Origin of the sequence: Pseudomonas quasicaspiana, assembly GCF_021147825.1 — a bacterium.
GTDB lineage: Bacteria > Pseudomonadota > Gammaproteobacteria > Pseudomonadales > Pseudomonadaceae > Aquipseudomonas > Aquipseudomonas quasicaspiana.
In genome coordinates, this window is record NZ_JAGTPI010000043.1 from 26,573 (window position 1) to 51,807 (window position 25,235).

Genomic DNA, 25,235 nt, shown 5'->3' on the forward strand with positions numbered 1-25,235 from the left:
CGGATCTCCTTACAGCACTTCTGGGGCGAGCGAGACGATCTTCATGAACTTCTCAGTACGAAGTTCACGGGTCACTGGCCCAAAGATACGGGTGCCGATCGGCTCTTGCTTGTTGTTCAAAAGAACAGCAGCGTTGCCATCAAAGCGGATGATGGAGCCGTCAGCACGACGAACGCCATGGCGAGTGCGGACTACAACAGCAGTCATCACTTGGCCTTTCTTCACCTTACCGCGAGGAATTGCTTCCTTGACGGTAACTTTGATGATGTCACCGATACCAGCGTAACGACGATGGGAGCCACCCAGCACCTTGATGCACATAACGCGGCGTGCGCCGCTGTTATCGGCCACATCGAGCATGGATTGAGTCTGAATCATATAATTTCTCCGACCCCTAGTCCTTAGACTTCCACAGCGCGTTCGAGAATATCAACCAGTGCCCAAGACTTGGTCTTGGCTACAGGACGAGTTTCACGAATCGTGACTTTGTCGCCGATGTGGCATTGATTGGTTTCGTCGTGCGCGTGCAGCTTAGTCGAACGCTTAACATATTTACCGTAGATCGGGTGCTTAACGCGACGCTCGATCAGAACGGTGATGGTCTTGTCCATCTTGTCGCTGACAACACGGCCAGTCAGCGTACGGACGGTTTTTTCGGCTTCAGCCATGATTACTTACCTGCCTGCTGGTTGAGCACAGTCTTCACGCGAGCGATGTCACGCTTAACTTGCGAGAGCAGGTGAGACTGCCCCAACTGGCCAGTTGCTTTCTGCATACGCAGATTGAACTGGTCGCGCAGCAGGCCGAGCAGTTGCTCGTTCAGCTGCTGTGCTGATTTTTCACGAAGTTCATTCGCTTTCATCACATCACCGTCCGTTTAACAAAGGAGGTGGCGAGCGGCAGCTTTGCAGCAGCCAGGGCGAAAGCCTCACGCGCCAGCTCTTCAGAAACACCCTCGATTTCATACAGGACTTTGCCTGGCTGAATCTGGGCAACCCAGTACTCCACGTTACCCTTACCTTTACCCATACGAACTTCGAGGGGCTTTTTGGTTACAGGCTTGTCCGGGAATACACGGATCCAGATTTTACCGCCACGTTTAACGTGACGGGTCAGAGCACGACGCGCTGACTCAATCTGACGGGCAGTGAGACGACCACGAGCAACAGACTTCAGCGCATATTCGCCGAAGCTGACTTTGCTACCGCGCAATGCCAAGCCACGGTTGTGGCCAGTCATCTGCTTGCGGAACTTCGTACGCTTTGGTTGCAACATTTGGCGTACCCCTTACTTAGCAGCTTTTTTACGAGGCGCAGGTGCTTGTGGTTTCAGTTCTTCTTGGCGACCACCAATTACTTCGCCTTTGAAGATCCAAACCTTTACACCGATCACACCGTAAGTGGTGTGAGCTTCGTAGTTGGCATAGTCGATGTCGGCACGCAGGGTGTGCAAAGGCACACGACCTTCGCGATACCATTCAGTACGTGCGATTTCAGCACCGCCGAGACGACCGCTCACTTGGATTTTGATGCCTTTGGCACCAATGCGCATGGCGTTCTGTACAGCGCGCTTCATAGCGCGACGGAACATAACGCGACGCTCCAGCTGCTGAGCTACGCTCTGCGCAACCAACATACCGTCGAGCTCCGGCTTGCGGATTTCTTCGATATTGATGTGCACAGGCACACCCATTTGCTTGGTCAGGTCCTGACGCAGTTTCTCAACATCTTCACCTTTCTTCCCGATAACGATACCAGGACGAGCAGTGTGGATGGTGATACGTGCTGTCTGAGCCGGACGATGGATATCGATACGGCTTACGGACGCGCTTTTTAATTTGTCTTGGAGATACTCACGCACTTTCAGATCAGCGAACAAATAGTCCGCATAAGTCCGACCGTCTGCGTACCAGACGGAGGTGTGCTCCTTGACGATTCCCAGGCGAATGCCAATGGGATGTACTTTCTGACCCATCTCTTCGACTCCGTTACTTGTCAGCAACCTTGACAGTGATATGGCAAGACCGCTTGACGATGCGATCAGCACGGCCTTTGGCACGTGGCATGATGCGCTTCAGCGAACGCCCTTCGTTGACGAAAACGGTGGAGACCCGGAGGTCATCAACGTCTGCGCCTTCGTTATGCTCGGCGTTGGCTACAGCCGACTCCAGCACTTTCTTCAGGATCTCGGCAGCTTTCTTGTTGCTGAAAGCCAACAGGTTGAGCGCTTCGCCCACCTTCTTCCCGCGGATCTGGTCGGCGACCAAGCGGGTTTTCTGGGCGGAGATTCGAGCGCCCGACAACTTAGCGGCTACTTCCATCGTTCCTTACCCCTTAACGCTTGGCTTTCTTGTCTGCCACGTGCCCACGATAAGTGCGGGTACCGGCAAACTCGCCTAGTTTATGGCCGACCATGTCTTCGTTCACGAGAACTGGAACATGTTGGCGACCGTTATGCACAGCAATGGTCAGACCGACCATTTGTGGCAGGATCATCGAACGACGCGACCAGGTTTTCACCGGTTTGCGATCGTTCTTTTCCGCCGCCACTTCGATCTTCTTCAGTAGGTGAAGATCAATAAAAGGACCTTTTTTCAGAGAACGTGGCACTGTCGTATCCCTCTATTTACTTGCGACGACGGACGATCATTTTGTCGGTACGCTTATTACCACGAGTCTTCGCGCCCTTAGTCGGGAAGCCCCACGGCGATACCGGATGACGACCACCAGAGGTACGACCTTCACCACCACCATGTGGGTGATCAACCGGGTTCATGGCAACACCACGAACGGTTGGGCGAACGCCACGCCAGCGCTTAGCACCAGCTTTACCCAAGGAACGCAGGCTGTGCTCGGAGTTCGAGACTTCGCCCAGCGTTGCACGGCACTCGGAAAGCACTTTACGCATTTCACCGGAACGCAGACGCAGGGTCACGTAGACACCTTCACGAGCGATCAGCTGAGCCGAAGCACCAGCGGAACGAGCGATCTGTGCACCTTTACCTGGCTTCAATTCGATACCGTGAACGGTGCTACCAACTGGAATGTTACGCAGTTGAAGAGCGTTGCCCGGTTTGATTGGAGCCAAAGCGCCTGCAATCAGCTGATCGCCAGCACTCACGCCTTTAGGGGCGATGATGTAGCGACGCTCGCCGTCTGCGTAAAGCAGCAATGCGATGTGAGCAGTACGGTTTGGATCGTATTCGATACGCTCGACAGTGGCAGCGATGCCATCTTTGTCGTTGCGACGGAAATCGACCAGACGATAATGCTGCTTATGACCACCACCGATATGACGGGTAGTAATACGGCCATTGTTGTTACGACCACCAGACTTCGATTTTTTCTCGAGCAGCGGTGCGTGAGGAGCGCCTTTATGCAGCTCCTGGTTGACCACCTTGACCACAAAACGGCGGCCAGGGGAAGTCGGTTTGCATTTAACGATTGCCATGATGCACCCCTTCCTTACTCAGCACTGCTGCTGAAATCGAGATCTTGGCCTGGCTGAAGGGAGATAACTGCCTTCTTCCAGTCATTACGCTTGCCCAGACCGCGAGCAGTGCGCTTGCTCTTACCCAGAACATTCAGGGTAGTAACACGCTCTACTTTCACGCTGAACAGGCTTTCGACGGCCTTCTTGATTTCCAGCTTGGTTGCGTCAGTAGCAACCTTGAAAACGAACTGACCTTTTTTATCTGCGAGAACCGTAGCCTTTTCGGAAACATGCGGGCCAAGCAGAACTTTAAATACGCGTTCCTGGTTCATCCCAGCAGCTCCTCGAATTTCTTCACGGCCGACACAGTGATCAACACTTTGTCGTATGCGATCAGACTAACTGGATCGGAACCTTGTACGTCACGTACATCTACGTGCGGCAGGTTGCGAGCAGCCAGGTACAGATTCTGGTCAACAGCATCAGACACGATCAGGACGTCAGTCAGGCCCATGCCAGTCAGCTTGTTCAGCAGATCTTTGGTTTTCGGTGCTTCAACAGCGAAGTCCTGAACCACGACCAGACGATCAGTACGAACCAGTTCAGCAAGGATGGAGCGCAAAGCTGCGCGATACATCTTCTTGTTGAGCTTCTGAGAGTGGTCCTGAGGACGTGCTGCGAAAGTGGTACCGCCGCCACGCCAGATTGGGCTACGGATAGTACCGGCACGAGCACGGCCAGTACCCTTCTGACGCCATGGACGCTTACCGCCACCACGAACATCGGAACGGGTCTTTTGCTGCTTGGTGCCCTGACGACCGCCAGCCATGTAGGCTACGACTGCCTGGTGAACCAGTGTCTCGTTGAACTCGCCGCCAAATGTCAGTTCGGAAACTTCGATTGCTTGAGCGTCATTTACATTTAATTGCATGTCAGCTTCCCCTTAACCGCGAGCCTTGGCTGCTGGACGTACAACCAGGTTGCCGCCAGTAGCGCCAGGAACAGCGCCCTTGACCAACAACAGATTGCGTTCAGCGTCCACGCGCACTACTTCCAGGGACTGCACGGTCACGCGCTCAGCGCCCATATGACCGGACATTTTTTTGCCCTTGAATACACGACCAGGAGTCTGGCACTGGCCGATAGAGCCTGGGACGCGGTGGGATACGGAGTTACCGTGGGTGTTATCTTGCCCGCGGAAATTCCAACGCTTGATCGTACCCTGGAAGCCTTTACCCTTGGACTGACCGGTTACATCAACCAGTTGACCAGCAGCGAAGATTTCAGCGTTGATCAGGTCGCCTGCTTGGTACTCGCCTTCTTCAAGACGGAATTCCATGACGGCACGACCAGCGGCAACGTTCGCTTTAGCGAAGTGGCCAGCTTGAGCAGCTGTAACACGCGAAGCACGACGCTCGCCTACAGTGACTTGCACTGCACGATAGCCATCGGTCTCTTCAGTTTTGAACTGGGTGACGCGATTCGGCTCGATCTCAATGACCGTAACCGGAATGGAGACACCTTCTTCGGTGAAAATACGGGTCATACCGCATTTACGACCGACTACACCAATAGTCATGTTGTAAACCTCATGAGTGTACGGGGCTTTCACCCGCTATGGCCGCCCATTTCAGAGCGTTACACGACTAAGACCCAAGTCTTAGCCGAGGCTGATCTGCACTTCCACACCGGCTGCAAGATCAAGCTTCATAAGCGCGTCAACGGTTTTATCCGTTGGCTGGACGATATCCAGAACGCGTTTATGAGTACGGATCTCGTACTGGTCGCGCGCGTCTTTGTTGACGTGCGGGGAAACCAGAACGGTGAACCGCTCTTTACGTGTCGGCAGTGGGATTGGACCACGCACCTGAGCACCAGTACGTTTCGCGGTTTCCACGATTTCCTGGGTGGATTGGTCGATCAGGCGATGGTCAAAAGCCTTCAACCTGATACGGATTTGCTGGTTTTGCATTGGATTCAGACTCCAGATTGCTGTTCCCACCGAGCGCAATACGCCCGTTAAAAGGAGGCGCAATTCTATAGACGAGGTAACGGGGTGTCAACCCAATAAAAAAAGCCCCCGCAAGCGGAGGCTTTTTTTCAAATCATTGCTTACGCGATGATTTTGGCTACGACGCCAGCGCCGACGGTACGACCGCCTTCACGAATTGCGAAACGCAGACCATCTTCCATTGCGATTGGCTTGATCAGGGTAACGCTAACTTTCACGTTATCACCTGGCATAACCATCTCAACGCCTTCCGGCAGTTCGCAGCTACCAGTTACGTCGGTAGTACGGAAGTAGAACTGTGGACGGTAGCCTTTGAAGAAAGGAGTGTGACGACCGCCTTCTTCTTTGCTCAGAACGTAGATTTCAGCTTCGAACTGAGTGTGCGGCTTAACAGTGCCTGGCTTAACCAGAACCTGACCACGCTCAACGTCGTCACGCTTGGTGCCACGCAGCAGAACGCCACAGTTCTCACCAGCACGACCTTCGTCCAGCAGCTTGCGGAACATCTCAACGCCAGTGCAAGTAGTTTTAGTGGTATCACGCAGACCCACGATCTCTACTTCTTCCTGGATTTTGACGATACCACGCTCAACACGACCAGTAACAACAGTACCGCGACCCGAGATCGAGAATACGTCTTCGATTGGCATCAGGAACGGCTTGTCGATAGCACGAACTGGTTCTGGGATGTAGCTGTCCAGAGTCTCAACCAGTTTCTTGACGGCAGTGGTGCCCATCTCGTTGTCGTCTTGGCCGTTCAGAGCCATCAGAGCAGAACCGATGATGATCGGGGTGTCGTCGCCCGGGAAGTCGTAAGTGCTCAGCAGATCGCGCACTTCCATCTCAACCAGTTCCAGCAGCTCTGCGTCGTCAACCATGTCAGCCTTGTTCAGGAAGACAACGATGTACGGAACGCCAACCTGACGGGACAGCAGGATGTGCTCGCGAGTCTGAGGCATCGGGCCGTCAGCAGCCGAACAAACCAGGATAGCGCCGTCCATCTGAGCAGCACCAGTGATCATGTTTTTTACGTAGTCGGCGTGACCTGGGCAGTCAACGTGCGCGTAGTGGCGAACGGCCGAATCGTATTCAACGTGAGCGGTGTTGATGGTGATACCACGTGCTTTTTCTTCTGGCGCGCTGTCGATTTTATCGAAATCGACTTTAGCCGAACCGAAAACTTCGGAGCAAACGCGAGTCAGAGCAGCAGTCAGAGTGGTTTTACCGTGGTCAACGTGACCGATGGTGCCAACGTTGACGTGCGGTTTGTTACGTTCAAATTTTTCTTTAGCCACGACAGTGAACTCCTAGCCTAAAGGGGCTGAAATCAGCCTTGTTTTTTAACGATAGCTTCGACGACATTCGACGGAGCTTCGGAGTATTTGGAGAATTCCATGGAGTAGCTCGCGCGACCCTGAGACATGGAGCGAACGTCGGTCGCATAACCGAACATCTCACCCAACGGTACTTCGGCGCGAATCACTTTGCCAGAAACCGTATCTTCCATACCCTGGATCAGACCGCGACGACGGTTCAGGTCACCCATCACGTCGCCCATGTAGTCCTCAGGTGTAACAACTTCAACCTTCATGATCGGCTCAAGTACAACACCGCCACCTTTGGTAGCCAGTTGCTTGGTCGCCATGGAGGCTGCCACCTTAAACGCCATCTCGTTGGAGTCGACGTCGTGGTAAGAACCATCGAAAACGGTAGCCTTCAGGCCGATCAGCGGATAGCCGGCAACAACACCGTTCTTCATCTGCTCTTCGATACCCTTCTGGATAGCAGGGATGTATTCCTTAGGAACAACACCACCCACTACTTCGTTTACGAATTGCAGACCTTCCTGACCTTCGTCAGCAGGAGCAAAACGGATCCAGCAATGGCCGAACTGACCACGACCGCCGGACTGACGAACGAACTTGCCTTCGATCTCACAAGCCTTCGTGATTTTCTCACGATAGGAAACCTGTGGTTTACCGATGTTGGCTTCAACGTTGAACTCACGGCGCATCCGGTCAACCAGGATGTCCAAGTGCAACTCGCCCATGCCAGAGATGATCGTTTGACCAGTCTCTTCATCAGTTTTTACGCGGAAAGACGGGTCTTCCTGAGCAAGTTTGCCCAGAGCGATACCCATTTTTTCCTGGTCATCCTTGGTCTTAGGCTCAACGGCAACCGAAATAACCGGCTCCGGGAAGTCCATACGAACCAGAATGATTGGCTTGTCAGCCGAGCAGAGGGTATCACCAGTGGTGACGTCCTTCATGCCGATCAGAGCCGCGATGTCACCAGCGCGAACTTCTTTGATCTCTTCACGTGTGTTCGCGTGCATTTGCACCATACGACCAACACGCTCTTTCTTGCCTTTAACCGAGTTGATCACGCCGTCGCCGGAGCTCAACACGCCCGAATAAACACGAGCAAAGGTCAAAGTACCCACGAATGGGTCAGTAGCGATCTTGAACGCCAGAGCCGAGAACGGCTCGTTGTCGTCTGCGTGACGCTCCATTTCAACAGTCTCGTCATCCGGGTCGGAACCCTTGATGGCAGGAATGTCTACAGGCGCAGGCAGGTACTTGATCACTGCGTCGAGAACCAGGGGAACACCCTTGTTCTTGAAGGAAGAACCGCAAACTGCCAGAACGATTTCGCCAGCGATAGTACGCTGACGCAAAGCGCCTTCGATTTCCGCGATGGTGAGCTCTTCACCTTCGAGGTATTTGTTCATCAGCTCTTCGTTGGCTTCAGCGGCAGCCTCAACCATGTTGCTGCGCCACTCGTCAGCCAGCTCTTGCAGCTCAGCCGGGATAGCTTCGCGACGAGGGGCCATGCCCTTGTCAGCGTCATCCCAGTAAACAGCTTCCATGGTCATCAGATCGATCTGACCCTGGAAATTGTCTTCAGAGCCGATAGCCAACTGGATTGGCACCGGAGTGTGACCCAGACGCTGTTTGATCTGACCGATCACGCGCAGGAAGTTCGCACCAGCACGGTCCATCTTGTTCACATAAACAAGACGTGGAACGCCGTATTTGTTGGCTTGACGCCATACGGTTTCCGACTGAGGCTCAACACCCGAAGTACCGCAGAACACAACGACCGCGCCATCGAGTACGCGCAGAGAGCGCTCTACTTCAATAGTGAAGTCAACGTGACCCGGGGTATCGATGATGTTGAAGCGATGTTTTTCGAACTGCTTGACGGAGCCAGCCCAGAATGCCGTCGTAGCAGCGGAAGTAATGGTAATACCCCGCTCCTGCTCTTGCACCATCCAGTCCATGGTCGCGGCGCCATCATGCACCTCGCCCATTTTGTGGTTTACGCCAGTGTAAAAAAGGACGCGCTCGGTGGTGGTGGTTTTACCAGCATCCACGTGAGCAACGATACCGATGTTACGGTAGCGGTTAATCGGAGTAGTACGAGCCATAAAGCCCTCGCAAAATTAGTGACGCTGAAATTAGAAGCGGTAGTGCGAGAAAGCTTTGTTAGCTTCAGCCATACGATGCACGTCTTCACGCTTCTTAACTGCAGCACCTTTACCTTCAGCGGCGTCCAGCAGTTCGCCAGCCAAACGCAGAGCCATAGACTTCTCACCGCGCTTGCGCGCGAAGTCTACCAGCCAGCGCATTGCCAATGCATTACGACGGGACGGACGAACTTCGACCGGAACCTGGTAAGTAGCACCGCCTACACGGCGCGACTTCACTTCGACCAGCGGAGCGATGGCGTCGAGAGCTTTCTCGAAGATTTCCAGGGGATCGCTGTTCTTGCGTTCTTTAACCTTTTCCAGCGCGCCATAAACGATACGCTCGGCAACGGCTTTTTTGCCGCTTTCCATCACGTGGTTCATGAACTTGGCCAGAATTTGGCTTCCGTATTTTGGATCGTCAAGCACTTCGCGCTTGGCTGCTACGCGTCTTCTTGGCATGGATAAGCCCTCAAACGGTCTTCAGGTAGCTCGGGACCACCACTCACTCTGGAGTGCGCCCGACCTTACTCTTATCGACTCAGAAAAATAGAAATCTGCAATTTGTCACAGGAAGCCAAATACTACTTAGGCTTCTTGGTACCGTACTTCGAACGACCCTGGTTACGACCTTTAACGCCGGAAGTATCCAAAGAACCGCGAACGGTGTGATAACGAACACCTGGCAAGTCTTTTACACGACCGCCACGAATCAGTACCACGCTGTGCTCTTGCAGGTTGTGACCTTCACCACCGATGTACGAGGAAACCTCGAAACCGTTGGTCAGGCGCACGCGGCATACTTTACGCAGTGCCGAGTTAGGTTTTTTCGGCGTGGTGGTATACACACGAGTGCATACGCCACGACGTTGCGGGCAGTTCTGCAGCGCAGGTACGTCGGATTTCTCGACGATACGCTTACGCGGCTGACGTACCAGCTGGTTGATAGTTGCCATCTACTAGCTCCACTGTTGTCTTGCGACGCTATTGTCTTGCAAGAAAAGCAAAATGGCAGAACGCGAGTCCCGCCAAATTTAGGGGTACAAGAGTCTAAAGAGGATCCTGTCCCCAGTCAAGACAAAGCCCCGACGTCCTTTCTCGTCAAGCGACAGAATTTACCTGCCACTTGATGAGATTGGAGGCCGAGGCCTTACTCTTTTTTAGTTACCGCTTGAGTTCAACGCTTCAGTCAATGCTGCTTCGACTTCGCTAGCGCTCACACGCAACGGTTTGTCGACTTCACGGCGACGCTTGCGCTCGCTGTGATAAGCCAGACCTGTACCAGCCGGGATCAAACGACCCACAACCACGTTTTCCTTCAGACCGCGCAGATAATCGCGCTTGCCTGTTACTGCTGCTTCGGTCAGTACACGGGTTGTCTCTTGGAAAGACGCCGCGGAGATGAACGACTCAGTGGACAACGAAGCCTTGGTGATACCAAGCAGTACACGGGTGAACTTGGAAACGAATTTCTCTTCCGCGTTCAGACGCTCGTTCTCGACCAGTACGTGAGTCAGCTCCATCTGATCACCTTTGATGAAGGTGGAATCGCCAGACTCGGAGATTTCAACTTTACGCAACATCTGACGCAGAATGGTCTCGATGTGCTTATCGTTGATCTTCACGCCCTGCAGACGGTAAACGTCCTGGATCTCGTTAACGATGTACTTGGCCAGCGCACTTACACCCAGCAGACGCAGGATGTCGTGTGGATCGCTAGGACCGTCGGAGATAACTTCGCCGCGGTTAACCTGTTCGCCTTCGAAGACGTTCAGGTGGCGCCACTTCGGAATCAGCTCTTCGTACGGATCGCTACCATCGTTCGGGGTAATAACCAGACGACGCTTGCCTTTGGTTTCCTTACCGAACGCAATGGTACCGCTGACTTCTGCAAGGATCGACGCCTCCTTCGGACGACGAGCTTCGAACAAGTCGGCAACACGCGGCAGACCACCGGTGATGTCTCGAGTTTTCGAAGTTTCCTGCGGGATACGAGCGATAACATCACCGATCGCAACCTGCACACCATCCGCCACACCAACGAGTGCGTTAGCTGGCAGGAAGTACTGAGCAGGAACGTCAGTACCTGGAAGCAACAGATCCTTGCCATCAACACCAACCATTTTCACAGCCGGGCGAATATCTTTGCCCGCTGCCGGACGGTCTTTGGCATCCAGAACTTCAATGTTGGTCATACCGGTCAATTCGTCTGTCTGACGCTTGATCGTGATGCCCTCTTCCATGCCCACGTAGGTCACGGTACCTTTCATTTCGGTGACGATTGGGTGAGTGTGCGGATCCCACTTGGCCACGATCGAACCTGCGTCGACCTTGTCGCCTTCCTTCACCGAAATCACTGCACCGTAAGGCAGTTTGTAACGCTCACGCTCACGACCGTAGTCATCAGCGATGGCCAGCTCGCCCGAACGGGACACAGCTACCAGGTGGCCGTCTACTCGCTCAACGTGCTTCAGGTTGTGCAGACGGACTGTACCGCCATTTTTCACCTGAACGCTGTCAGCAGCAGAGGTCCGGCTTGCCGCACCACCGATGTGGAATGTACGCATGGTCAGCTGGGTACCCGGCTCACCGATGGACTGGGCAGCAATAACGCCGACCGCTTCACCGATGTTTACCTGGTGACCACGAGCCAGATCACGGCCGTAGCACTTGGCGCAGATGCCGTAACGGGTTTCACAGCTGATCGGCGAACGAACGATTACTTCGTCGATGCTGTTCAGCTCGATGAACTCAACCCACTTCTCGTCTACCAGCGTACCGGCAGGCACGATGACTTCGTCGGTGCCAGGCTTGAATACGTCACGGGCGATTACTCGACCCAGTACGCGCTCACCCAATGGCTCAACAACGTCGCCGCCTTCAATGTGTGGAGTCATCAGCAGACCGTGTTCGGTACCGCAGTCGACTTCGGTAACAACCAGATCCTGAGCAACGTCAACCAGACGACGAGTCAGGTAACCGGAGTTAGCTGTCTTCAAGGCGGTATCCGCAAGACCCTTACGAGCACCGTGAGTCGAGATGAAGTACTGAAGTACGCTCAAACCTTCACGGAAGTTCGCGGTGATAGGCGTCTCGATGATCGAGCCGTCCGGCTTGGCCATCAGACCACGCATACCCGCCAACTGACGAATCTGTGCAGCCGAACCCCGTGCACCGGAGTCAGCCATCATGTACATCGAGTTGAAGGATTCCTGATCAACTTCGACGCCGTGACGGTCAATAACGCGCTCTTTGGACAGGTTCGACATCATCGCTTTCGAGACTTCGTCGTTCGCCTTGGACCAAAGGTCGATTACCTTGTTGTACTTCTCGCCCTGAGTTACCAGGCCCGAGGCGTACTGACTTTCGATCTCTTTAACTTCTTCGGTAGCTGCGTCGATGATGCGAGCTTTCTCATCAGGGATAACGAAGTCGTTAACACCAATGGAAACACCCGAAATAGTCGAGTAGGCAAAACCGGTATACATCAACTGGTCAGCGAAGATAACGGTCTCTTTCAGACCAACCACGCGGTAGCACTGGTTGATCAGCTTGGAGATCGCCTTTTTCTTCATTGGCTGGTTGACCACGTCATAAGACAGGCCGGCCGGAACCACCTGGAACAGCAGCGCACGGCCGACAGTGGTGTCGACAATACGGGTGTTCTTGACGCTGCCACCATCACGATCATTGATCGTTTCGTGGATCCGGACTTTAACCTTGGCATGCAGCGCGGCTTCGCCGGCACGGAATACGCGGTCAACTTCCTGCAGATCCGCGAACACACGACCTTCGCCTTTGGCGTTGATCGCTTCACGAGTCATGTAGTACAGACCCAATACAACGTCCTGCGAAGGAACGATGATTGGCTCACCGTTAGCTGGCGACAGAATGTTGTTGGTCGACATCATCAACGCACGCGCTTCAAGCTGGGCTTCCAGCGTCAGCGGTACGTGTACGGCCATCTGGTCGCCGTCGAAGTCGGCGTTGTACGCAGCACAGACCAGAGGGTGCAGCTGAATAGCCTTACCTTCGATCAGTACCGGTTCAAAAGCCTGGATGCCCAGACGGTGAAGCGTTGGCGCACGGTTCAGAAGCACCGGGTGTTCGCGGATGACTTCTGCGAGAACGTCCCAGACTTCCGGCAGCTCGCGCTCAACCATCTTCTTGGCAGCTTTGATAGTCGTGGCAAGGCCACGCATTTCCAGCTTGCCGAAAATGAAAGGCTTGAACAGCTCGAGAGCCATTTTCTTCGGCAGACCGCACTGGTGCAGACGCAGGGTCGGACCAACGGTAATTACCGAACGACCCGAGTAGTCAACACGCTTACCGAGCAAGTTCTGACGGAAACGACCCTGCTTACCCTTGATCATGTCAGCCAGGGACTTCAGAGGACGCTTGTTCGAGCCAGTAATGGCGCGACCGCGACGGCCGTTGTCGAGCAGAGCATCGACAGCTTCCTGCAACATACGCTTTTCGTTGCGCACGATGATGTCCGGAGCAGACAGATCAAGCAGGCGCTTCAAACGGTTGTTACGGTTGATCACTCGACGATACAGATCGTTGAGGTCAGAAGTCGCAAAGCGACCGCCGTCCAGCGGAACCAATGGACGCAGATCTGGCGGCAGAACCGGCAGAACGGTCAAAACCATCCACTCAGGCAGGTTGCCCGAACCCTGGAAGGCTTCCATCAGCTTCAAACGCTTGGACAGCTTCTTGATCTTGGTTTCGGAGTTGGTTTGCGGAATTTCTTCGCGCAGACGACCAATCTCGTGTTCAAGATCGATAGCGTGCAGGAGCTCGCGAACAGCTTCAGCACCCATGCGGGCGTCGAAGTCATCACCGAACTCTTCCAGAGCTTCGAAGTACTGCTCATCATTCAGCAGCTGACCTTTTTCAAGGGTGGTCATGCCTGGATCGATTACGACATAGCTCTCGAAATAGAGAACACGTTCGATATCACGCAGGGTCATGTCCATCAGCAAGCCGATACGGGACGGCAGCGACTTCAGGAACCAGATGTGGGCAACAGGCGATGCCAGTTCGATGTGAGCCATACGCTCACGACGGACCTTGGCCAGTGCAACTTCAACGCCGCACTTCTCGCAGATCACACCACGGTGTTTCAGGCGCTTGTACTTACCGCACAGGCACTCGTAATCCTTGACCGGACCAAAGATCTTGGCGCAGAACAAGCCGTCACGTTCAGGTTTGAACGTACGGTAGTTGATGGTTTCCGGCTTTTTAACTTCACCGAACGACCACGAACGGATCATCTCAGGCGATGCCAATCCAATACGGATTGCATCGAACTCTTCGACTTGACCCTGGTTTTTCAGCAAATTCAGTAGGTCTTTCAAGGCCTTTCCTCCTGGCGGAGCAGAGGGCAGTCATACCGACCCACCCTCGATTCGCGTCACGTGTTATTCGGTTTCCAGATCGATATCGATGCCGAGCGAACGGATTTCTTTGATCAACACGTTGAAGGACTCGGGCATGCCCGGCTCCATACGGTGATCGCCATCCACGATGTTTTTGTACATCTTGGTGCGGCCGTTCACATCGTCCGACTTCACTGTGAGCATTTCCTGCAGAGTGTAGGCCGCGCCGTATGCTTCCAGCGCCCACACCTCCATCTCCCCGAAACGCTGACCACCGAACTGAGCCTTACCACCCAGCGGCTGCTGGGTAACGAGGCTGTAAGAACCAGTGGAACGCGCATGCATCTTGTCGTCCACCAAGTGGTTCAGCTTCAGCATGTACATGTAGCCAACGGTAACCGGACGCTCGAACTTGTTGCCGGTGCGACCATCGAACAGCTGCATCTGGCCGCTCTCTGGCATATCTGCCAGTTTGAGCATTGCCTTGATTTCAACTTCCTTGGCGCCGTCGAACACAGGCGTAGCCATTGGCACACCATTACGCAGGTTCTTCGCCAGATCCAGGATTTCTTTATCGCTAAAGTCTTCCAGCTTCTCTTGACGGCCACCGATCTCGTTATAGATCTCGGTCAGGAACTTACGCAGTTCAGCAACTTTACGCTGCTCTTCGAGCATGCGGTTGATCTTCTCGCCCAAGCCCTTGGCCGCCAAGCCCAGGTGAGTTTCGAGAATCTGACCAACGTTCATACGCGAAGGAACGCCCAACGGGTTGAGAACGATGTCGACCGGGGTGCCATTGGCATCGTGCGGCATGTCTTCAACCGGCATGATCACAGAGACCACACCTTTGTTACCGTGACGACCGGCCATCTTGTCGCCCGGCTGGATGCGACGACGGATTGCCAGGTAAACCTTGACGATTTTCAGAACGCCTGGAGCCAGGTCATCGCCCTGCTGCAGTTTGCGTTTCTTGTCTTCGAACTTGTCATCCAGAAGACGGCGACGGTCAACGATGTAAGCCTGAGCCTTCTCGAGCTGCTCGTTCAGAGCATCTTCAGCCATGCGCAGTTTGAACCACTGGCCGTGCTCAAGACCGTCGAGAACTTCGTCGGTGATGTCCTGACCTTTCTTCAAGCCAGCGCCGCCTTCGACCTTACGGCCAACCAGAGCGGAACGCAGACGTTCGAAAGTAGCGCCTTCAACGATACGGAACTCTTCGTTCAAGTCCTTGCGGATCTCGTCCAACTGAGTTTTCTCGATAGAGAGTGCGCGAGCGTCACGCTCCACACCATCACGGGTGAAGACCTGAACGTCAATGACAGTACCCTTGGTACCGGTAGGTACACGCAGGGAGGTGTCTTTAACGTCGCTTGCCTTCTCACCGAAGATAGCACGCAGCAGTTTTTCTTCTGGAGTGAGTTGGGTCTCGCCTTTAGGCGTGACCTTACCTACCAGAATGTCGCCAGCACCAACCTCAGCACCTACGTAAACGATACCGGCTTCGTCCAGTTTGTTCAGTGCAGCTTCACCCACGTTCGGGATGTCTGCAGTGATTTCTTCAGGGCCAAGCTTGGTGTCACGCGCCACACAGGTCAGTTCCTGAATGTGGATCGTGGTGAAACGATCTTCCTGAACAACACGCTCGGACAGGCAGATGGAGTCTTCGAAGTTGAAGCCGTTCCATGCCATGAACGCGATGCGCATGTTCTGACCCAGAGCCAGCTCACCCATATCGGTGGACGGACCATCAGCCATGATGTCGCTACGCTCAACACGATCACCCTTGCTCACCAGCGGACGCTGGTTGATGCAGGTGTTCTGGTTGGAGCGGGTGTACTTGGTCAGGTTGTAGATGTCGACACCAGCTTCACCGGTTTCAACTTCATCATCAGCAACACGAACCACGATACGGCTTGCATCAACAGAGTCGATCACGCCGCCACGACGAGCCACGACGCAAACGCCGGAGTCGCGAGCCACGTTGCGCTCCATGCCAGTACCTACCAGCGGCTTGTCAGCACGCAGAGTAGGAACAGCCTGACGCTGCATGTTGGAACCCATCAACGCACGGTTGGCGTCGTCGTGCTCGAGGAACGGGATCAGCGAGGCCGCAACCGAAACTACCTGCTTCGGCGATACGTCCATCAATGTCACGTCTTCTGGAGCCTTGACGGTGAACTCGTTCAAGTGACGTACGGCAACCAGCTCGTCGATCAGGACCTTCTTGTCGTTCATTGCCGCAGAAGCCTGAGCAATGACGTGATCGGCTTCTTCAATAGCTGAGAGGAAAACGATTTCGTCAGTTACCAGAGCGTCTTTAACAACACGGTACGGACTTTCAAGGAAGCCGTACTGGTTGGTGCGCGCATAAGCAGCCAAGGAGTTGATCAGACCGATGTTCGGACCTTCCGGCGTTTCAATCGGGCATACACGACCGTAGTGAGTCGGGTGTACGTCACGAACTTCAAAGCCAGCACGCTCACGAGTCAAACCACCAGGGCCGAGTGCAGAGACACGACGCTTGTGAGTGATCTCGGAAAGCGGGTTGTTCTGGTCCATGAACTGCGAAAGCTGGCTGGAACCGAAGAACTCTTTAACAGCAGCGGCAACTGGCTTGGCGTTGATCAGGTCCTGAGGCATCAGGCCTTCGCTTTCTGCCATAGACAGACGCTCTTTGACTGCACGCTCAACACGCACCAGGCCAACGCGGAACTGGTTTTCAGCCATCTCGCCAACACAACGAACACGACGGTTACCCAAGTGGTCGATGTCGTCGACGATGCCTTTGCCGTTACGGATATCAACCAGCGTCTTGAGAACGGCGACGATATCTTCTTTGCACAGAACACCCGAACCTTCGATCTCGGTACGACCGATACGACGGTTGAACTTCATCCGGCCAACAGCAGAGAGGTCATAGCGCTCTGGACTGAAGAACAGGTTGTTGAACAGAGTCTCTGCTGCGTCCTTGGTAGGCGGCTCGCCTGGACGCATCATGCGGTAGATCTCAACCAGCGCTTCGAGTTGATTGCTGGTGGAATCGATCTTCAGCGTGTCGGATACAAACGGACCACAGTCGATATCGTTGGTGTACAACGTTTCGATGCGAACAACCTGAGCCTTGGCGATTTTTGCCAGGATTTCAGTGTTCAGCTCGGTGTTGCACTCAGCAATGATTTCGCCAGTAGCCGGATGCACGATGACCTTGGCAGTGGTGCGACCCAGGACGTAGTCCAGAGGCACTTCCAGTTGCTTGATACCGGCTTTTTCCAGCTGGTTGATATGACGAGCCGTGATACGGCGACCTTGCTCGACAATAACCTTGCCTTTGTCATCCAGAATATCCAGGACGGCAATTTCACCGCGCAGGCGCTGAGGAACCAGCTCCAGACTGAGGTTCTCACCATGAACGTGGAACACGTTGGTGGTGTAGAACGCATCCAGAACCTGTTCTGTCGTGTAGCCGAGCGCGCGAAGCAATACCGACGCAGGCAGCTTGCGACGACGGTCGATACGGACGAATACACAGTCCTTTGGATCGAACTCGAAGTCCAGCCACGAACCGCGGTAAGGAATGATGCGAGCGGAATAAAGCAGCTTGCCGGAGCTGTGCGTCTTGCCGCGGTCGTGGTCGAAGAACACGCCCGGGGAACGGTGCAGCTGGGAAACGATAACGCGCTCGGTACCATTGATAACAAAGGTACCGTTCTCAGTCATCAGGGGGATTTCACCCATGTAGACTTCTTGCTCTTTGATGTCCTTGATCGCTTTGTTCGACGATTCTTTGTCGAAAATGATCAAACGGACTTTTACTCGCAGAGGTACAGCGTAAGTCACACCGCGCAGCACGCACTCTTTGACATCAAATGCCGGTTCGCCCAAGCGATAACCTACATACTCCAGCGCAGCATTGCCGGAGTAGCTGATGATCGGGAAAACGGATTTGAAGGCTGCATGCAGACCGACGTCGCGGAACTGATCTTTGGTAGCTCCCGCTTGCAGGAATTCGCGATACGAATCCAGCTGGATGGCCAGGAGATACGGCACATCCATTACGTCCGGCAACTTGCTAAAGTCCTTGCGGATACGTTTTTTCTCAGTATATGAGTAAGCCATCAGCGTTCCCCAGCTTGGTCACCTGCTTGTTTGGCTCCTCCCGACGGGAGCAGCCAGAAAATCGTGCAAACCCCTTGGTTTGCGCCACCATTACCGGTGGTTTTACACGCTATGAATGCCGGCCGAGCCAGTCATCTATAACGGAAAAAGGCCGGTGGCAAGAGCCACCAGCCATCAGCCTTTCGCTTAACGCTTGGGCTGGACACTCAAAGTCGATACTTACTTCAGCTCGACTTTAGCGCCTGCTTCTTCCAGCGTAGCTTTGGCTTTGTCAGCAGCGTCTTTCGCAACTGCTTCCAGAACCAGAGCTGGTGCGCCGTCAACTACAGCCTTGGCTTCTTTCAAGCCCAGACCGGTCAGCTCACGTACAGCCTTGATGACGTTAACTTTCTTCTCGCCAGCTTCCAGCAGCATGACGTTGAATTCAGTTTGCTCTTCAACAACAGCGGCAGCAGCAGCTGGACCAGCAGAAGCAGCAGCGGCAGTAACACCGAACTTTTCTTCGAATGCTTTGATCAGCTCAACAACCTGCAGAACGGACATTTCGCCAACTGCGTTGAGGATATCGTCTTGAGAGATAGACATGAATCTAATTCCTGAATTGGGGGACGGCCTACGCGACCATCGAAATAAACAAAAATACGCGAAAGGAGGTACGGAGCCTTAGGCTGCGGTAGCTTCTTTTTGGTCGCGAATAGCCGCCAGAGTACGAGCCAACTTGCTGGTAGCGCCTTGAATCACGCTCATCAGCTGGGAAATTGCTTCGTCACGGGTCGGCAAGGTTGCCAGTACGTCGATCTGATTAGCTGCGAGGAACTTGCCCTCGAACGCAGCTGCCTTGATCTCGAACTTATCCTGACCCTTGGCGAACTCTTTGAACAAACGGGCAGCAGCGCCAGGATGTTCGTTGGAGAACGCAATCAGGGTCGGGCCGGTGAACGCATCGTTGAGGACACTGAAATCAGTACCTTCAACAGCGCGCTTGAGCAGGGTGTTACGTACAACACGTACGTAAACGCCAGCTTCACGAGCCTCTTTACGGAGTCCGGTCATTGCGCCTACTGTCACGCCACGGGCATCAGCCACGACAGCAGACAGAGCGACTTTGGCAGCCTCGTTGACTTCAGCGACGATGGCCTTCTTGTCTTCGAGTTTAATTGCCACGGGTTTAACTCCTGCTTGTTACCGTTTCATCTGACCTGAGCCAAATGTCGTTTTGGTGTCTGATTCGGTAAGGAACCGGGAGCACCATCTGCGTAGGCTTGTATTTTAAGACTTGCGCCGCCTACGGTCTTGGATAGCCCCCGCCAGGCAGGGACCCCAATTTTTTCATTGGTGCGGCGCGCGCACCAATTTGTCTTACGCGTCCAGGGAACCCTGGTCGATCACCAGGCCTGGGCCCATAGTGGTGCTCAAGGTTACGCGCTTAACGTAGATGCCTTTCGAAGAAGCAGGCTTGATACGCTTAAGATCAGCGATCAGAGCTTCAACGTTTTCTTTCAGTTTGACTGCGTCGAAACCGACCTTGCCAACTGAAGTGTGGATGATGCCGTTTTTGTCGGTGCGATAACGAACCTGACCAGCCTTGGCATTCTTGACGGCGTTAGCAACGTCAGGAGTAACAGTGCCGACTTTAGGGTTAGGCATCAGGCCGCGAGGACCGAGGATCTGACCCAACTGACCAACAACACGCATCGCGTCCGGGGAAGCGATAACGACGTCATAGTTCAGGTCGCCGCCTTTCATTTCGGCAGCCAGATCGTCCATACCAACGCGATCAGCGCCAGCAGCCAGAGCGGCTTCTGCAGCAGGACCCTGGGTGAACACAGCAACGCGAACAGTCTTGCCAGTGCCGTGCGGCAGCACAGTAGCGCTACGAACAACCTGGTCAGATTTACGCGGGTCTACGCCGAGGTTTACAGCAACGTCAACGGACTCGCTGAACTTGACGGTCGACAGCTCGGCCAGCAGGGTAGCTGCGTCGGTGAAGCTGTAAGATTTGCCCGGCTCGATTTTAGCCGCGATAGCTTTTTGGCGCTTAGTCAGCTTAGCCATTACACACCCTCCACGTTAAGGCCCATGCTACGAGCGGAACCGGCGATGGTACGCACGGCCGCTTCCATGTCAGCAGCAGTCAGATCCGCATTTTTTGCTTTAGCGATATCTTCCAGCTGTGCACGAGTCACGGTGCCAACTTTAACGGTGTTCGGACGTGCCGAACCGCTAGTCAGACCAGCAGCTTTCTTCAGCAGAACCGAAGCAGGGGTGCTCTTTGTTTCGAAAGTGAAGCTACGGTCGCTATAGACAGTGATGATCACTGGAGTCGGCAGACCTGGCTCAAGACCCTGAGTACGGGCGTTGAAGGCCTTGCAGAATTCCATGATGTTCACGCCGTGCTGACCCAGGGCCGGACCAACTGGCGGGCTTGGGTTAGCTTGAGCAGCTTTCACTTGCAGCTTGATGTAAGCGGTAATTTTCTTGGCCATGAGGCACTCCAATTACGGGTTCAAACGCCAATAAAGGCTCCCCGGTTACTTGCACGTTTATCCCAGTGACGAAAAAACCCCACAGCCTACGGCTACGGGGTATGGGATTCTCGCTCAGCTAGACCTTTTCGACCTGACTGAACTCCAGCTCCACCGGAGTAGAGCGACCGAAAATGAGCACTGCAACTTGAATGCGGCTCTTCTCGTAATTAACTTCTTCGACAGTGCCATTAAAATCTGCGAACGGACCGTCTGTGACGCGAACGACTTCACCCGGCTCAAACAGAGTCTTGGGTTTAGGCTTGTCACTACCATCAGCCACGCGACGAAGAATCGCGTCAGCTTCTTTATCTGTGATTGGAGCAGGCTTGTCAGCCGTGCCGCCAATGAAGCCCATGACACGAGGGGTATCCTTGACCAAGTGCCAAGTACCTTCATTCATGTCCATTTGGACCAGCACATAACCTGGGAAGAATTTACGCTCGCTTTTGCGCTTCTGGCCGTTACGCATCTCCACCACTTCTTCAGTGGGAACCAGAATTTCGCCGAAGCCATCTTCCATGCCAGCCAGCTTCACACGCTCGATCAACGAGCGCATTACATGCTTTTCGTAACCCGAATAAGCATGCACTACGTACCAACGCTTAGCCACGGGACACCCTTAGCCAACAATCAAGGAAACAAGCCAACCGAGCAGGGAATCAAGCCCCCACAACAGCAACGCCATAACCAGAACAACAGCCACAACAATCAACGTGGTCTGAGTGGTTTCTTGGCGAGTCGGCCAAACGACTTTGCGAATTTCAGCACGAGCCTCCTTTGCCAAAACAAAGAAAGCCTTGCCTCTAGCAGTCTGCAAACCAACAAATGCAGCAACCCCAGCCAGCACAAGCAGGACCAGGACGCGATACAAAATAGGTTGAGCTGAGTAGTATTGATTACCGACAACTCCAACCACTATCAGAGCGACCACAACCAGCCACTTGAGCAGATCGAAGCGAGATTCTTGGGCTTCAGCCTTGAGAGTCATCTACGGTAATCCTGTGAAAAGAAAGCCAGATACAATCTAGTGAATCTGGCAGGTCAGGAGGGAATCGAACCCCCAACCTACGGTTTTGGAGACCGTCGCTCTGCCAATTGAGCTACTGACCTAAAAGCAAAATCAGGCCGACCAATATGCCAGCCCAACAAGAATTTTTCAACAGCCTTTTGGCTTTGCCTTCACACCCAACAGGGATAAGCAGTGAACACCAAACCAACTGATCGCCTTGAAATGACAGCAAACCGATCAGTAAAACAAAGGCAGATATTTGCATATCTGCCTTTATAATGGAGCTCTTGAGCGGATTTGAACCGCTGACCTCACCCTTACCAAGGGTGTGCTCTACCAACTGAGCTACAAGAGCAAACTCTTTGGACATACAACAAATCTGGAGCGGGTAGCGGGAATCGAACCCGCATCATCAGCTTGGAAGGCTGAGGTTCTACCACTAAACTATACCCGCCTAACTTGCTGCACAGCCTGAAATATGGTGGAGGGAGAAGGATTCGAACCTTCGAAGTCGTAGACGTCAGATTTACAGTCTGATCCCTTTGGCCGCTCGGGAACCCCTCCTGAACGAGGCAGCATTCTCAACTCATGCTACCCTTCTGTCAACCTTTTTCTCAGTAAAAACCTGAGGTTACATGCGTTGACTAACGCTTTGCACTCCCTGACAAATTATCAAGCACTGCGAAGCGGGCGCCATTCTATGCAAACTACTCTCCGGTTGCAATGCCTTCGCACAACATAATTTTGCTTTTTAGCTCAGGGAAATCTTTTGACAGCGCCTCCAGGAGACTATCCCCCACAAGTCGGCGACTGGCAGGATCTATTTTGACCCAGTACGTATTAACACCTCCAAGATGCTGTACGTGAGATTGCGTCTGAACATCCAGGCTTATGAGCCTCTGTTCAATCGTACGAGCCTCATCCTGTCGCAAGAAGCCACCAAGGTAGAGGCACTTGTCTTGCGCCTCTCGATCTGACACTTGATCACTCTCAACTCCGGACTCACTTAGCAGATGTATATTCTGCTGCTCAGCCCGATGCAGGGATAACGGCAAAATCTCTTTGGCTCTTAACGGAGCTTCCTGCTGATGCCACACGTAGTAAAAGCCATTCAACATCAGCAGCAAAAGAAATAACCACCGCATAGAAACCTCAGAGCAATGGACAGGCTAATGCAAGCCCGACAAACACCAGGTCAGGCACAAGCCTCGCGCCGGGCGTAACCCCCGTGACCAACTCTGCATCTCCCCCGGTTACAAAGACAACAAAGTCATCCCCCCAGTATTGATGTGCAAGCTCCAGTTGAGACACAGCAAAGCCTCTCAACATAAGGGCGCAGCCTCGCTCTACCGCCTCTGCAGTCGAACGCCCGGGAGCAAAGCTCGAGTGCGCCTCTTCAGCCGCCGCATCGTCATATCGAATACGACGAGTATGAGTTCGCAACTGCCCGCGCATCAACGGCATGCCTGGGCAGATAAACCCCCCAAGGTGCTCACCCTGAGCATTAACGAAATCCGAGGTGACCGCGGTACCTAGATCAATGACAAGACAGGACGTACCTACAGTTGCATAAGCACCAACCAGCGCCAACCACCTATCAAGGCCCAGGCGCTCATAGGCCTCATAACCATTCTTGACACCCGCTAGCACCTTGGCCGAGCTCGCGCACTGAGTTTGAAGGCCAAATGACTCCTCAATCCTGAGAGTCAGCTTCTGCGTCTCCTCCGCACTACGGACACTTACCATACGACTATGCTGAAGACTCAACCCGGAGGTAGAAGCGATAGCCTCAACGAGCCCATCATCAGAGTCCACAACACCACCAGCTAGCACGACGGGTAGATCCTGGCGAAGAACACGCCATTTTATGAAGCTATTCCCACAATCCAGCTCAAGTATCATCACGCAACCTCAAGCTGAGCTCTCCACCACTGAACACTTTCTCGTCACTCCCAACCTTCAATCGCAAGGCACCCTGCGAATCGATGCCGAGGACGACGCCGTCGACTGCCTGGCTACCCGCAAGCAAACTCACAGCACAGCCTTGCCATAGATGATTTGCCTCCCACTCAGACCTGAATACCTCAAAGCCCGATGCCTGATGCACCGACAGATACTCTTCGATATTGCAGGTTAATTTACCCGCGAGCTCATTACGGTTCGCCATGGACCCGACCTCCAACCTCAAAGAGGTCCACAACTGATCAACCTCTTCCGTGACACGCATATTCACGTTAATGCCAATGCCAATAATCACGTGACAGACATCTGCAGGATCCCCCACTAACTCCAGCAGTATTCCGGCAATCTTGCGACGCCCTACCAGGACATCGTTTGGCCATTTCAAACCAGCGCCATGGACACCCATCTCGCGTAACGTTTTCAAAACCGCGAGACCAATCAACAAGCTCAATCCTTCTAACTGACGCATTCCACCATCAATGCGCAGCGCCAGGCTGTAGTAGATATTCTCACCAAAGGGGCTGACCCACTTGCGCCCTCGACGACCTCGGCCAGCAGTCTGGCGCTCTGCCAAAACCACAAAGGGCGGTGGGGAATTCTCAGCAATCAGCTTTACGGCCGCCCCATTGGTCGAGCCTATTGAGTCGTAGACGACAACAGGCCATGCACTTGCCCTGCCAGCGACAGCAGATATTTCGCCAGCATCCAGAAGGGATATAGGGCTTTCGAGCCTGTAGCCACGCCCCTTAACCTTGTGAACATCAATATCCAGCTCAGACTCCAACTGCTGGAGTTGCTTCCACACAGAAGTACGACTAACTCCGAGAGCCTCACCCAGAGCCTGCCCTGAATGAAATTTCCCATCCTTGAGGAGCTTTAACAACGTCAGCATTTAAAGGTCGCCATTCAATAAGGCTCGCATCATAGCCACGCAAACCGAAGATGCATAGAAACTGCTTGTGGTTAATTTTGGATCTGAACGTGCTGCTGGAGGATGCGCGAGACAGGAGACCGGATTATCCGGAAGGGCAACATATCAGCCGGTATATCCGCAGCTTGTGTATCGCCTGACATATAGCCTTCCCGAATGAATTCGGTCCTACCGAGGTTCGCGCATGGACGGTAGGAGCGAACTTGTTCGCGAGGGGCGGTACACCCGCAGCTTTTGTATCGCCTGACATATAGCCTTCCCGAATGAATTCGGTCCTACCCGGTAGCGAGTGGTGTGCCAGGTTCAACGCGTGGTTGTCCATCGCGGGCAAGCGCGCTCCTACGGCTAATCCTTTTTCTTCGCGCACAAACAAAACCCCTGAACGCGTAAGCGATC

The 25,235-nt window shown here is 53.8% G+C and carries 27 protein-coding genes and 4 tRNA genes; all 31 read right to left on the bottom strand.

Going from position 1 to position 25,235, the window contains the following annotated elements:
* Positions 1-9: 9 nt before the first annotated feature.
* A complete protein-coding gene (gene rplN, locus KDX30_RS21140) occupies positions 10-378 on the bottom strand; it encodes a 50S ribosomal protein L14 (protein WP_002555479.1) in 369 nt (122 codons plus the stop codon).
* A gap of 23 nt (positions 379-401) precedes the next feature.
* Positions 402-668 carry a 30S ribosomal protein S17 gene (gene rpsQ, locus KDX30_RS21145; protein ID WP_002555480.1) on the bottom strand — a complete coding sequence of 89 codons (267 nt, stop codon included), beginning with the start codon at positions 666-668 and terminating at the stop codon, positions 402-404.
* A 2-nt stretch (positions 669-670) separates the two neighbouring features.
* Positions 671-862: a 50S ribosomal protein L29 gene (gene rpmC / locus KDX30_RS21150; protein WP_002555481.1), complete on the bottom strand. Its 192-nt coding sequence runs from the start codon at positions 860-862 to the stop codon at positions 671-673.
* Positions 862-1,275, bottom strand: coding sequence for a 50S ribosomal protein L16 (rplP, locus tag KDX30_RS21155; protein ID WP_027898303.1), 414 nt, complete (start codon positions 1,273-1,275; stop codon positions 862-864). Before rplP ends, rpmC begins: the two co-directional genes overlap by 1 nt.
* A 12-nt stretch (positions 1,276-1,287) precedes the next feature.
* Positions 1,288-1,974 carry a 30S ribosomal protein S3 gene (gene rpsC / locus KDX30_RS21160; RefSeq protein ID WP_003176422.1) on the bottom strand — a complete coding sequence of 229 codons (687 nt, stop codon included), beginning with the start codon at positions 1,972-1,974 and terminating at the stop codon, positions 1,288-1,290.
* 13 nt (positions 1,975-1,987) lie between these two features.
* Positions 1,988-2,320 (bottom strand): 50S ribosomal protein L22, encoded by a 333-nt coding sequence (gene rplV / locus KDX30_RS21165; protein WP_027898302.1) that lies wholly within the window; start codon positions 2,318-2,320, stop codon positions 1,988-1,990.
* 13 nt (positions 2,321-2,333) lie between these two features.
* Entirely contained in the window at positions 2,334-2,609 is a 276-nt protein-coding gene (gene rpsS, locus KDX30_RS21170; protein WP_002555486.1) for a 30S ribosomal protein S19, read from the bottom strand.
* Between the two features lie 16 nt (positions 2,610-2,625).
* Positions 2,626-3,450 (bottom strand): 50S ribosomal protein L2, encoded by an 825-nt coding sequence (rplB, locus tag KDX30_RS21175; RefSeq protein WP_003317104.1) that lies wholly within the window; start codon positions 3,448-3,450, stop codon positions 2,626-2,628.
* Between the two features lie 14 nt (positions 3,451-3,464).
* Entirely contained in the window at positions 3,465-3,764 is a 300-nt protein-coding gene (gene rplW / locus KDX30_RS21180; protein WP_002555488.1) for a 50S ribosomal protein L23, read from the bottom strand.
* The gene (rplD, locus tag KDX30_RS21185; RefSeq protein WP_020290705.1) at positions 3,761-4,363 is read right to left on the bottom strand and encodes a 50S ribosomal protein L4; all 603 of its coding nucleotides are present in this window, start codon (positions 4,361-4,363) and stop codon (positions 3,761-3,763) included. The genes rplW and rplD overlap by 4 nt, the downstream gene beginning before the upstream one ends.
* A 12-nt stretch (positions 4,364-4,375) precedes the next feature.
* Positions 4,376-5,011: a 50S ribosomal protein L3 gene (gene rplC, locus KDX30_RS21190; protein ID WP_027898301.1), complete on the bottom strand. Its 636-nt coding sequence runs from the start codon at positions 5,009-5,011 to the stop codon at positions 4,376-4,378.
* Positions 5,012-5,092: 81 nt separating this feature from the next.
* Positions 5,093-5,404: a 30S ribosomal protein S10 gene (gene rpsJ, locus KDX30_RS21195; protein ID WP_003186070.1), complete on the bottom strand. Its 312-nt coding sequence runs from the start codon at positions 5,402-5,404 to the stop codon at positions 5,093-5,095.
* A gap of 140 nt (positions 5,405-5,544) precedes the next feature.
* Complete coding sequence (gene tuf / locus KDX30_RS21200) at positions 5,545-6,738, bottom strand: elongation factor Tu (RefSeq protein WP_027898300.1); 1,194 nt, start codon at positions 6,736-6,738, stop codon at positions 5,545-5,547.
* A 32-nt stretch (positions 6,739-6,770) separates the two neighbouring features.
* A complete protein-coding gene (gene fusA, locus KDX30_RS21205) occupies positions 6,771-8,873 on the bottom strand; it encodes an elongation factor G (RefSeq protein ID WP_027898299.1) in 2,103 nt (700 codons plus the stop codon).
* Positions 8,874-8,903: 30 nt separating this feature from the next.
* Positions 8,904-9,374, bottom strand: coding sequence for a 30S ribosomal protein S7 (gene rpsG, locus KDX30_RS21210; RefSeq protein ID WP_002555493.1), 471 nt, complete (start codon positions 9,372-9,374; stop codon positions 8,904-8,906).
* Between the two features lie 122 nt (positions 9,375-9,496).
* Positions 9,497-9,868, bottom strand: coding sequence for a 30S ribosomal protein S12 (gene rpsL / locus KDX30_RS21215; protein ID WP_002555494.1), 372 nt, complete (start codon positions 9,866-9,868; stop codon positions 9,497-9,499).
* Positions 9,869-10,072: 204 nt separating this feature from the next.
* Positions 10,073-14,272, bottom strand: a complete 4,200-nt coding sequence (gene rpoC, locus KDX30_RS21220; protein ID WP_027898298.1) for a DNA-directed RNA polymerase subunit beta' — start codon at positions 14,270-14,272, stop codon at positions 10,073-10,075.
* Positions 14,273-14,335: 63 nt separating this feature from the next.
* The gene (gene rpoB, locus KDX30_RS21225) at positions 14,336-18,409 is read right to left on the bottom strand and encodes a DNA-directed RNA polymerase subunit beta (RefSeq protein WP_027898297.1); all 4,074 of its coding nucleotides are present in this window, start codon (positions 18,407-18,409) and stop codon (positions 14,336-14,338) included.
* A 219-nt stretch (positions 18,410-18,628) separates the two neighbouring features.
* Entirely contained in the window at positions 18,629-18,994 is a 366-nt protein-coding gene (gene rplL / locus KDX30_RS21230) for a 50S ribosomal protein L7/L12 (protein ID WP_027898296.1), read from the bottom strand.
* Between the two features lie 78 nt (positions 18,995-19,072).
* Positions 19,073-19,573 (bottom strand): 50S ribosomal protein L10, encoded by a 501-nt coding sequence (gene rplJ, locus KDX30_RS21235; RefSeq protein WP_027898295.1) that lies wholly within the window; start codon positions 19,571-19,573, stop codon positions 19,073-19,075.
* Positions 19,574-19,768: 195 nt separating this feature from the next.
* Entirely contained in the window at positions 19,769-20,464 is a 696-nt protein-coding gene (gene rplA / locus KDX30_RS21240) for a 50S ribosomal protein L1 (RefSeq protein ID WP_032626524.1), read from the bottom strand.
* Positions 20,464-20,895 carry a 50S ribosomal protein L11 gene (gene rplK, locus KDX30_RS21245; RefSeq protein WP_020290713.1) on the bottom strand — a complete coding sequence of 144 codons (432 nt, stop codon included), beginning with the start codon at positions 20,893-20,895 and terminating at the stop codon, positions 20,464-20,466. The genes rplA and rplK overlap by 1 nt, the downstream gene beginning before the upstream one ends.
* Before the next feature lie 118 nt (positions 20,896-21,013).
* Entirely contained in the window at positions 21,014-21,547 is a 534-nt protein-coding gene (nusG, locus tag KDX30_RS21250; protein ID WP_020290714.1) for a transcription termination/antitermination protein NusG, read from the bottom strand.
* A 9-nt stretch (positions 21,548-21,556) separates the two neighbouring features.
* Entirely contained in the window at positions 21,557-21,925 is a 369-nt protein-coding gene (secE, locus tag KDX30_RS21255) for a preprotein translocase subunit SecE (RefSeq protein WP_027898161.1), read from the bottom strand.
* Between the two features lie 46 nt (positions 21,926-21,971).
* Positions 21,972-22,047 (bottom strand) — tRNA-Trp (locus tag KDX30_RS21260).
* A gap of 178 nt (positions 22,048-22,225) precedes the next feature.
* A tRNA-Thr gene (locus tag KDX30_RS21265) sits at positions 22,226-22,301 on the bottom strand.
* A gap of 25 nt (positions 22,302-22,326) precedes the next feature.
* A tRNA-Gly gene (locus KDX30_RS21270) sits at positions 22,327-22,400 on the bottom strand.
* Between the two features lie 25 nt (positions 22,401-22,425).
* Positions 22,426-22,510 (bottom strand) — tRNA-Tyr (locus tag KDX30_RS21275).
* 143 nt (positions 22,511-22,653) lie between these two features.
* The gene (locus KDX30_RS21280; RefSeq protein WP_099268176.1) at positions 22,654-23,091 is read right to left on the bottom strand and encodes a hypothetical protein; all 438 of its coding nucleotides are present in this window, start codon (positions 23,089-23,091) and stop codon (positions 22,654-22,656) included.
* A 7-nt stretch (positions 23,092-23,098) separates the two neighbouring features.
* Positions 23,099-23,848: a pantothenate kinase gene (locus tag KDX30_RS21285; RefSeq protein WP_231677420.1), complete on the bottom strand. Its 750-nt coding sequence runs from the start codon at positions 23,846-23,848 to the stop codon at positions 23,099-23,101.
* Positions 23,838-24,800 (bottom strand): bifunctional biotin--[acetyl-CoA-carboxylase] ligase/biotin operon repressor BirA, encoded by a 963-nt coding sequence (gene birA / locus KDX30_RS21290; protein ID WP_231677421.1) that lies wholly within the window; start codon positions 24,798-24,800, stop codon positions 23,838-23,840. The genes KDX30_RS21285 and birA overlap by 11 nt, the downstream gene beginning before the upstream one ends.
* Positions 24,801-25,235: the final 435 nt, after the last annotated feature.